Annotated in this window: 9 protein-coding genes; all 9 read right to left on the reverse strand. The window is 70.6% G+C overall.

Translation table 11 applies throughout. The features are described 5' to 3' along the window. Nucleotides 1-110: 110 nt before the first annotated feature. Nucleotides 111-2,783 (reverse strand): hypothetical protein, encoded by a 2,673-nt coding sequence (locus AB6807_RS18285; protein ID WP_371085635.1) that lies wholly within the window; start codon nucleotides 2,781-2,783, stop codon nucleotides 111-113. Between the two features lie 2 nt (nucleotides 2,784-2,785). Beyond that, a complete protein-coding gene (locus AB6807_RS18290; protein WP_371085637.1) occupies nucleotides 2,786-5,308 on the reverse strand; it encodes a baseplate J/gp47 family protein in 2,523 nt (840 codons plus the stop codon). Then, entirely contained in the window at nucleotides 5,305-5,694 is a 390-nt protein-coding gene (locus AB6807_RS18295; protein ID WP_371085638.1) for a GPW/gp25 family protein, read from the reverse strand. Before AB6807_RS18295 ends, AB6807_RS18290 begins: the two co-directional genes overlap by 4 nt. Nucleotides 5,695-5,870: 176 nt before the next feature. Beyond that, nucleotides 5,871-6,200 carry a hypothetical protein gene (locus tag AB6807_RS18300; protein ID WP_116908438.1) on the reverse strand — a complete coding sequence of 110 codons (330 nt, stop codon included), beginning with the start codon at nucleotides 6,198-6,200 and terminating at the stop codon, nucleotides 5,871-5,873. Beyond that, nucleotides 6,197-6,772, reverse strand: coding sequence for a phage baseplate assembly protein V (locus tag AB6807_RS18305; protein WP_116908437.1), 576 nt, complete (start codon nucleotides 6,770-6,772; stop codon nucleotides 6,197-6,199). Before AB6807_RS18305 ends, AB6807_RS18300 begins: the two co-directional genes overlap by 4 nt. Before the next feature lie 2 nt (nucleotides 6,773-6,774). After that, the gene (locus AB6807_RS18310; RefSeq protein WP_371085639.1) at nucleotides 6,775-7,935 is read right to left on the reverse strand and encodes a hypothetical protein; all 1,161 of its coding nucleotides are present in this window, start codon (nucleotides 7,933-7,935) and stop codon (nucleotides 6,775-6,777) included. Beyond that, complete coding sequence (locus AB6807_RS18315; RefSeq protein WP_116908435.1) at nucleotides 7,935-8,207, reverse strand: hypothetical protein; 273 nt, start codon at nucleotides 8,205-8,207, stop codon at nucleotides 7,935-7,937. The genes AB6807_RS18310 and AB6807_RS18315 overlap by 1 nt, the downstream gene beginning before the upstream one ends. Nucleotides 8,208-8,227: 20 nt before the next feature. Further along, nucleotides 8,228-8,896 carry a hypothetical protein gene (locus tag AB6807_RS18320; protein ID WP_116908434.1) on the reverse strand — a complete coding sequence of 223 codons (669 nt, stop codon included), beginning with the start codon at nucleotides 8,894-8,896 and terminating at the stop codon, nucleotides 8,228-8,230. Further along, complete coding sequence (locus AB6807_RS18325; protein WP_371085640.1) at nucleotides 8,893-9,183, reverse strand: hypothetical protein; 291 nt, start codon at nucleotides 9,181-9,183, stop codon at nucleotides 8,893-8,895. Before AB6807_RS18325 ends, AB6807_RS18320 begins: the two co-directional genes overlap by 4 nt. Nucleotides 9,184-9,290 lie beyond the last annotated feature (107 nt).

Raw genomic sequence — 9,290 nt, forward strand, 5'->3', positions numbered from 1 at the left:
AGGGTTGGGGTGGGGGCACGCGGCGTGTCCATCGGGCGCTCTGGCTGCCCCCATCCCGGCCTTCCCCCAAAGGGGGAAGGAGCAATGCAAGACACTTGCGGGTTTCGTGTTCATGCGCATTCCCCTGCCGACGGTTCGACCGCCGGCGTCAGCGTGAGGTGCGCCGGCAGCAGCTGCAGCAGCTCGCGCGGCGTGCAGGGCAGCAGCGCGGCCATCGGGCGCGGCGGGTTCGGCAGCGCCAGCGTCGCCGTGTCCGTCACCCCCGCGGCAAAGCGGCCCATCGCGCTCACGCGGCACCACAGCACGCCGGACACGTTCTGCAGCCGGCCTTCGATGCGGCTCGCGTACTCGCGCTCGCCCAGCCGGCGCGCGCGCAGGCCGAAGAGCCCGGTGCGCTCGTGGTCCGCATCGCCGGCCAGGCCCATGGCCGCGCGCAATGCCGTGGCCACGTCCTCCGCCCGGTACGTCGGGTCGCGCGCGTAGCTCACGTCGACGAACACGTAGCGCAGCAAGGCCTGCTGCACGATCACCGGAAAGCGGTCGGGGCCGCGGCAGCGCTGCGCGTGCGCGAGCGTGGCGCGCACGTCCGCGAACTCGGCCTCGCGCCCCGCCTCCAGCAGCACCCGCAGAATCACCGCGGGCACGCCCTGGTACAGGTCCCACGCCGCGGTGGCGGTGGTCACGCCCGGCACCGACAGCGTCTCGGTCTCGAAGTCGCGCAGGCTCACGAGGCGGCCCAGGCTCTGCACCTTGCCGGGTGCGGCCTCGCGCGCCTTCTCCAGGTCTTCGGGGTCGGCGCCGCCCGACACGATGCCCGCCAGCGACACCTTGTCGAAGCCCTCGGGCCGCTCGCTCGACGAAGGCGTGGCGCCGGGCTTGACCGGCCCGCGCGCACCGGTGCCGCTGCGGTAGCGCGCCACCACGTTCTTCATGCCCGAAGGCAGGCGCGCGCCCGTCTCGCCGTCGCCGAACTGCACGAAGCTGCGGCCCTCGGCGTCTTCGCGCACGATGTAGATCTCTTCCTGCGGGCCGTGGCCGAAGAAGGCGTCGACCCGCGTCCACAGGCGCCCGCCCACCCACACTTCGAGGAACGGCGTTTGCGGCGGCACCGCGCCGTTCGACAGCCAGTAGGTCAGCGGCGACTTGGGCAACACGAAGGTCTGCAGCGCCTGTCGCGCGTCGCCGTTGCCCAGCACCGCGTCGGCCTCCTGCTTGCCTTGCGTGGCATCGGCCAGGTTGCCGAACCCGGTGACGGCCGGCGTGGCCTCGTCGAAGTCGGCGCGGGTGAAGGGCGCGGGCGCGCGGTCGAAAGACAGCGGCCACATGCGTGCCGCGTCTTGTGCAGGTGGCACGGGTGGCACTGGTGGGGGGAAGTCCGCGGGCACGTTGGTGCAGGTCAGCTCCACGCTGCGCCCGTCGGCATGCGACAGGTACAGCTTGCGCCCCGCCAGCGCGCTGGCCTGCGCGGCGCTGCCGTAGAAGCTCAACGCCTGCGTGCCGTTGGCGAAGGCCGCGCCGTCGAAGGTGGCCAGCGGGCGCAGCTGCAGCATCGGCCCCCTGGTTTCGTGCAGCCGCAAGGTGCGCAGGTCGGCCAGCGCCTGGAAGGTGGGGAAGGCCGATGTCCAGTCGGGCGCGAAGGCGCGGTCCAGCCGCACGAAACTGGCGGGCATGTTCAGGTTGCCCCAGCGCGCGGGCTGCGAGCGCACCGTGGCAATGGTGCGCGTCACCGCGATGGGGAAGCCCACCGTGCCGGTGACGAGCGCGGTGCCGCCGGCGGCCAGGTCGTGCACTTCCTGCTCCAGCGGAAAGGTCTGCGCATCGAGCGCCATGTAGGGGCTCGCGTAGGCCACGGTCGACTTGCTGCCGCGCGTGAAGGGCGTGTTGCTCACCGTGGTGACGGGCGCGCTGCCGCCGCTGCTCTCCACGAACTGCAGCGGCGCGCTCGCGCCGAAGTGCCTGAAGCTGCGCCCCAGCAGGAAGGCCCGGCAGTGCGTGAACCAGCCGTGCGTGAAGTTGCCGGCCAGCGTGAGCACCACGCGCCCGAGCTGGCGCTCGACCTTTTCCACCACCACGATTTCTTCGTAGCTCTGGTTCAGCGTCCACCCCAGCGCCAGCTGGAACTGCAGGCCCAGCAGGTTCTCCTCGGGCACCAGCACCAGCCGGTCGCCCTTCTTCAGTTCCACCGCCTCGAGCGAGGCCGAGTCGCCCGCGCCGCCCACCGTGGCCAGCTCCACGCGCGCCTGCCCCGCGCCGATGACCCAGCCGTACTGCCGCTGCCGGTACAGGTTGAAGCGCCCCAGGTGCGGCCACGCGACCAGCTCGTCCACCGTCTGAAAGTCCGCCGGCGCGCTCACGTCGCGCAGGTCGGCCTTCACCGGAAAGCCCGCGCGCACCGTCACCGGCTGCGTGCCGCGCGCCTCGAAGGCGAAGGTCGCGCGCCCGCCGATGCCGGGCGCGAGCCGGTAGCCCGTGAGCCGCACCAGGTCGCTCACGCTGGTGCGCCATGCGGCGGTGCGCAGGAAGGCCTCGTTGGCGTAGTGCTCCTGGTAGAAGCTCAGGATGTCGCCGAGCACGGCCGCCCCCTGCATCAGCGCGATGGCCGGGTCGTCGGGGTCGCGGTGCGTCCATTCGGCGAGCTCGGGCGCGGCGTCGATGCGGCGCGTCATGGCCTCGACGAAGTCGGGATAGCGGCCGATGCGCCACGCCATGCGCGGCAGGCCCGGCCGGTTGAAGGGCAGCCGCGGAAAGCGGAAGCCGTCAGTGATGAGCGGGTCGCAGGCCATCGCTATTGCCTCCCGCCCTGCACGTCGATGCGCACCAGGCCGCGTTCGAGGTGGTCGGGGTCGTTGGCGCAGAGCACCACCTCGTCGAACCCCATCTCCAGCACTTCGGTGCCGGGCAGCCCCGGCGTGGGCGCGTCGAAGCGCTTCATCACGATGGACACCAGGTGCGCCACGCCCGCCACCCCGTGCACCCGCCCTTCGATGGCGCTGCGGTGCAGGTCCTGCCCGAAGGTCCAGGCGTCGGGGTGGAAGAAGCCGGGCCGGCCGTCGGCGGTGTAGCCGTCGGAGAACGCCTGCTCCAGCACGAAGCGCAGGTCTTCGACCCACTGGTCGGGCTGTGCGCACACCACGATGCGCAGCTCGATGGGGATGTAGTGCGGCGGGCGCAGCTCCAGGTCTTCGCCGATGAGGCGCACAGCCTCCAGGTGCGCGGCCACGTCGGCGCGCAGGGCGTCGTCGAGCGTGGTGCTGCCCGCGGGGTCGATCACCACGCGCACGGTGCGCCAGCTGCCGGTCCAGGCGTAGCGGGCCACGGCGCGGGACACGCGCGGCACCTCTTCGGCGCGGCGCACGTAGTCGGCCAGCGTCACCGCGCGCAACTGGCGCGCGCGGTAGGCCTCGGGCGCGTTGCGGCGGATGCGCTCGGGCGTCTCGGGGTCGCGGCCGTCGGTCACGTCGAAAGGGTTCCAGGCGTCGGTGAAGGCGCCTTCGAGCGCGCCGGAAAGCTTGGCGACGTTCACCAGCTGGTCCGCGCCGACGTTGCCCTGGTGGCCGCCGCCGATCTGGTACTGCGTGCGCAGCACCGCGCCGAAGGGCAGCAGCTGGCCGTTGACGCCGTTGCCCAGGCGCAGCGTGCTGCGTTGCCGCTCGTCGGTCTCGACCATGAAGCGGCGCCCGAACGAGGCCGAGTCGTCGCTGTGTACCAGGCTCTCGGTCTCGCTCCATGCCTGGGTCTCGATGCCGGTGAGCACGCTGACCTGCAGCGTGGAGCGCGCGGGGACCTCACCATCCAAGGCGCCATCCACGGCACCGTCCATCGGCTTGGGCAGGTACGCCAGCGGCCCTTCGGGCAGCGCGGCCAGCACCCAGTCGTTCGGGTCGCCCTGGCGCTCCAGCCGCTGGTGGTAGCGGTGCTTGTGGTCGGGCGTGTCGGTGGGCAGCACCGCGCCGGCCTCGAAGAAATCGACCGCCATCGGCAGGCCTTCGTGCACCGGCAGCAGGTTGCCGAAGAACAGCGAGATGTCTTCCTTCGGCACGCCGGCGCAGAAGGTGGTGAAGCTGTAGTCGAAGCGCAGCCGGTCCTCGTCGCGCCACTGCAGACGTACCAGCCAGGTGTCGGTGACAGGGTCGTGCAGCGTCTGCGCCGCGTCGTTGCCCGCCAGCAGCCGCAGCAGCTGGCGCTTGTTGCGGTTGCGCCCCGGCAGGAGCGCGGTGAGCGGGTTGAGCTGCTCGGCGATGAGCAGCTGCGGCAGCGCGCCCGCGCGCACCAGGTCACGCAGCGCATCGGCCTCGGCCTGGCCCGCGCCAGGCACCAGCGGCACCACGTCGGCCACGGTGCTGCCCGCGCGCAACGCGGGGTGCGCGTTGCGCCAGGTGTGCATGCGCAGCCGGTTGACCAGCGGGTCGAAGCGCTGGCGCTGCGCGCTCGGCAAGAAGCGTTCGCGGCTGGCGAAGAACACCGCGTCGTCTTCGGCGGGCGACACGCCGGTCCACACCAGCACGTCCTGGTCGTCGAGGCGAAAGGGTGCCTGCCCTGCCACCACTTCGAGCGCGAGCCAGGTGCTGGCCTGGTTGCCCTCGTGCAGGTGGTAGTCCATGAGCCGCGCCTGCCGCGCCAGCGTCACGCGCTTGCACGCCGTGGCCAGGTAGGCCTCGGCCATCACGCGGTCCTGATAGTCGGCCAGCTCGTCGGCGGCGGCGGCGAACAGGTCGATCAGCACCTGGTCGTGGTCGGCCTCGCTGGTGCTCTTCCAGCCCGGCACGCGCTCGGCCATGGCGGTCATGAGCGTGTGGCGGAAGGAGTCGTAGTCGCGCGCCAGGTAGTCGATCTTCGGGCCGGGCGACAGCGGCGGGCCGTCTTGCGGCGGCGCGCAGTCGTTGGTGAAGCAGCCGGGGCGAAACTTGAAGCCGATAGAGGAGAAGAAGGGGTCGATGCGGCTGCCGTCCCACACCAGCTCGAGCGTGTAGGTCGAGTAGTCGCCCACCGGCGCCACGCGCAGCGAAAGCCGCGTGGCGTCCACCCCCGCCACCGCCGTGACCTTGACCTGCCCGGCCGCCGCCCCCGCCGGCACGCGCGTGCCGCCCCGCACGCGAAAGATCTGCCCCGCGCGCGCGGGCGTGGCCGTGATCTCGGCCAGGATCGCGGCCACGTGCAGTTCGTTGAAGAAGCGCAGGTCCAGGTCGGCGTGGTCGGGGTTGGCACCCGGCGGCAGCGCGACCAGCACCAGCTTCATGCCGTTGAGGTTCTTGCCCGCGAGCACGTCGGCGCGGTCGTCGACCAGTTCCTGGAACACGACTTCGCTCATGACCCGGCCCTCTGGAACTTGACGATCCGCGAATCGGGGCTGCCCGCGGGCCGGTACTTGATGGTGACCGAGAGCATGGCGAGCCCGTCGTCCCAGTCGACCTCGATCAGCTCCACCGTGAGCCGCTGCCCGAGCCAACGCGACAGCGCCTGCGTGATGCGCGCCTTGACCACGCCGCGCAGCACATCGGACGCGGGCTCGAACACCAGCTTGCGCAGGCCGGCGCCGAATTCGGGAAGAAAAAGCCGTTCCGCGGGGGCCGTGAGCAGCAGCTGCAGAAGCTCGTCGCGCACCTGGTCCGCATCGGACACCGGCGCGGCCGTGCGCCCGTCGCGGCCGATGCGGAAGGGAAAGGCGAGATGGCGTCCGTTGGGGAGGGGGGCCATGTCAGGGACTCCCTTTTGTGTTGCTGTTCAGGGGGTGTGAACAGGCCGCCGGGTACTCCCCTCCGCGAATGTCCCCCGGCCTGCGGCCTCCTCCTTTGTTTCGCTGCGGGAAGCACCCGACGCCCTGTTCGAGCCCTGAACGACCCCGGCAGCGGCAAGAAGAACGGATGTTCATCTCAGACCCCCGTCGCCCGCGTCTGCGTCTGCACCACGATCGCGACGCCTTGCGGTGCCTGCAGCGCGTTGTAGCAAACACCGACGCTCGACTGCAGCAGAAAGCCCACGCCGTGCAGCTTGGTCTGCACCGCGCCGCAGGTCCAGCGGATGAGCAGGCACGGCATCGGGTTGGGGCCCGAGAAGAACGTGCAGCCGACCACGGGGTGCACGTCGGTTTCGAGCAGCGCCGGCGCACCGTCGATCACCGCCTCGGTGTTGGTGGTGAAGAGCTGCGCCATGCCCGCGTGCGGACACATCACGGTGCTGGCCGTGGTGAGCAGCGGGATCATGGCGGCACCCCGAACGCCATCGCGCCGTTGACAAGGCTCACGCCCGCCAGGCCGACCTTGATCAACCCGTTGTTCAGCGAGATGTTCGTGCCGCTGATCTCCAGCTTGCAGGCCTGGAAGCTCAACGCGATGCCGTCGCCGCTCAGCACGATTTCCGCGCCGCCGCTGTGCACGATCTTCACCTCGTCGCTCTCGTCGTCGAGCACGATCCTGTGGCCGTTCTCCGAGACGATCACGCGCACCTTCTCGCCTTGTGGGTCGGGCCGCTGCCCGTCGGCGAACCAGCAGCCCGACCACAGCGGCAGGTCGAGGTTGCCGGCCTCGAACTCGATCCACACGCCCGAGCCCACGGCCGGCAGCATGACCATGCCGTGGCCGTCGCCCGCGAAGGGCAGCACCGGCATCGCCCAGCCGCACTCTTCGCCGTCGAGCAGGCCCGGCAGCGTGGCCTTGATGCGGCACCGGTTCTCGGGGTCGGACACATCGCTCACCAGGCCGCGGTACTTGCCGTAGTAGGTGGAACCGATGCGCTCGACAACGCGCTCCAGGGTGAGTTCGGCAAGGTCGATCATGGTCAGAAGATTCCCACGCTGGCGGAGACTGAAACGCCTAGCCCACCACCCAGTGCTTCCGCCACGGCGGCACCGGGCACCGTGCTGGCCGAGTCGGTCTGCGCTTCGAGCTCCTGGGTGTAGAGCGATGGCGTGATGCGGTGCACCACGCGGGTGATGAGGTAGTCGCCGCTGTACGGCGTGGCGCCCGCGTCGACGCGCACCTTGTTGTAGGGCGTGAGCACCGCGCCGTAGCAGCCCGGCACCACGCGGCTGCGCAGGTGGTACACGTAGCCGCGCCGGCGGGCCTGGCCGCTCACCGCGGCGCTCGGGTCTTCGCGGTGGTTGTCGGCGGGGTGCAGCAGGCGCCGCGGCGTCAGGTCGGCGGGCGTGGCGGGCAGGTCGCGCATCAGGCCGAGGTCTTGCGCGCTGGTCTCGAAGGTGGTCACGCCCTGGTCGTTCACGCGCAGCACGCGCGAGCGGGTGCGTTCGGGGCCGCGCGGGTCTTCGGTGATCTCGGCGTCGGCCAGGTTGCGCTCGATGCCGATCATCACCAGCGCGGGCAGGTCGGGCGCGCCGTCGGCGGCGCCGGGGTCGGGCAGGAAGCAGCCGATGCTCTTGCCGCCTTGCTGCTCGGCGGGCAGCACATAGGCGTGCCGGCCGTTCAGCCGCGCCAGTCGGCGCAGAAAGGTCAGCACCGTGCCGCGCCGGGTGGTGGTTGCGGGCGTGCCTTGCGTCGCGGGAATGCGCGTTTCGCCGATGACCTGCGAGAAACGCTCGAACAGGATTCGCGCCACCTCGCTGTCGCTCTTGTTCTCGAAAGGCTTCTCTGCCTCTTCGTCGCGGTCGAGGAAGGCGCTGTCGTCGCGCACCACCATGGTCGCGGTGCTGCGGCCCGGTTGCGCGTCGAGGCCCGCGTCGACGCTGGCCAGCGGCCCGTCGATCAGCGGCACGAAGCGCCCGCTGCCCAGGTCGAGCTCGATGCGCACGCGCGAAAAGGGCGTGGCCGTGTCGCCCGGCCAGTGCTGCCAGGTGCCGTTGGCGTCCAGGCACAGCGCCATGCGCACATGCGCTTCCCAGAAGGCGTCCATCTCCTGCGTGACCTCGATCTGCTCCACGCGCGCGAGTTCGTCCGCGCTCGCGGCGCGGTCACCGAACCAGAGGCGAAAGCGCATGTCGGCCATCAGCTTTTCGGCACGGCCAGCGTGTCGCCCGGAACGTCGACCAGGGTGCGCCCGTCGAGCGCGGTGTTGGCGTCGGCCACGTGCCAGAACTGGGTGGCGTCGCCCTGGTTGGCCTGCGCGAACAGGTCGAGGCGGTCGTGCGCCTGCACGGTCTGCGTGTCACCCGTGACGGGGGTGAGCTTGCGCAGGCGCAGCGCGGTCACGCGCTCGCCGGTGGACGCAACGGTTTCGACGGTGGCGACGTTGGCGTAGCGGGAGTTGGCGAGGAACATGGAGGCTCCTTTTCTTTTTTTCACAGCGGAATGAGGTCGGCCACCTGGTCGACGGTGTTGGCCAGGTTGGCGATGGCCTGCGCTTCCTTGGCCAGGGTGGTGAATTCCAGCGCGCCCTTGGCGAGCACGTCGTCGGAGCAGCCGTCGACGGCGATCACGCTGAGCGAGATGTCGACTTCGGCACGCAGCGGGTTGAGCACGGCGTCGTACTCCAGCTCGCCGATGGTCATGCTGTCGATGGTCACGGGCAGCACACGCGTGAGGCCCCAGATGAAAAGAATGCGCGGGTATTTCTCGCGCGGAATGGGCTGCGCCGCGGGCGTTGCACCACCGCCCGAGATGGCACTGCCGATGGCGTCGATGGCCGCGCCCACCAGGCCTGCGAGCTTGCTGCTGGGCAGCACCATCTTCTCGAGCGCGCTGAGCTGCGGCCCGATGCCGAAGGTGCGCGCGAGCGTCTTGTCGTCGGCGAGCAGGTTGGCGGCGCTGAAGTGGGCCTTGAAGCTGATCTTCTCGAAGGTGTGCTCGCCGGCCTGGGTGGTTTCGCGCTGGGTGGCACCGGTGGGGCGCGGCGGTATCTGCAGCACGCGCGAGAGCGACTCGGGGTTGTACTGGAAGATGACGACGTTCGGAATCGGCCCGATCAGGTCGGTGCCGTATTCGATGAGGGCGCCGCGCAGCATGGTCATGGCGTGAGCTTCCGGGTGTTCTTCTGCGGGGTGTGCGGAGTGCGCGGGGTGCTGGTGTGTCGCGCGATCTGCCGCGCGATGCGCGTGGCCAGCTCGGCGGGTTGCGGCGAGGCGGGTGTGTCGATGTGGCCTGCGTCGAGGGTGTCGATGGCGCGTGCCGTGAAATTTCGCTGTTGCAGCGCACGTGACAGGGCAGGGCCCAGAAGCCTGGCTGCCGCGTGTGCCGTGGCCTGGTCGATGCCGCGCAAGTTCAGGTCGAGGCGGTCGATGACGATGCGTTTTGTCATGGTGTTTCCTCCGGCTGTTGTTCGGGGCGTGTGAACAGGCCGCCGGGTACTTCCCTCCGCGAATGTCCCCCGGGGCTGCGCCCCTCCTCCTTTATTTCGCTGCGGGA

Source organism: Variovorax sp. RCC_210, from assembly GCF_041355175.1.
Classification (GTDB): domain Bacteria; phylum Pseudomonadota; class Gammaproteobacteria; order Burkholderiales; family Burkholderiaceae_C; genus Variovorax.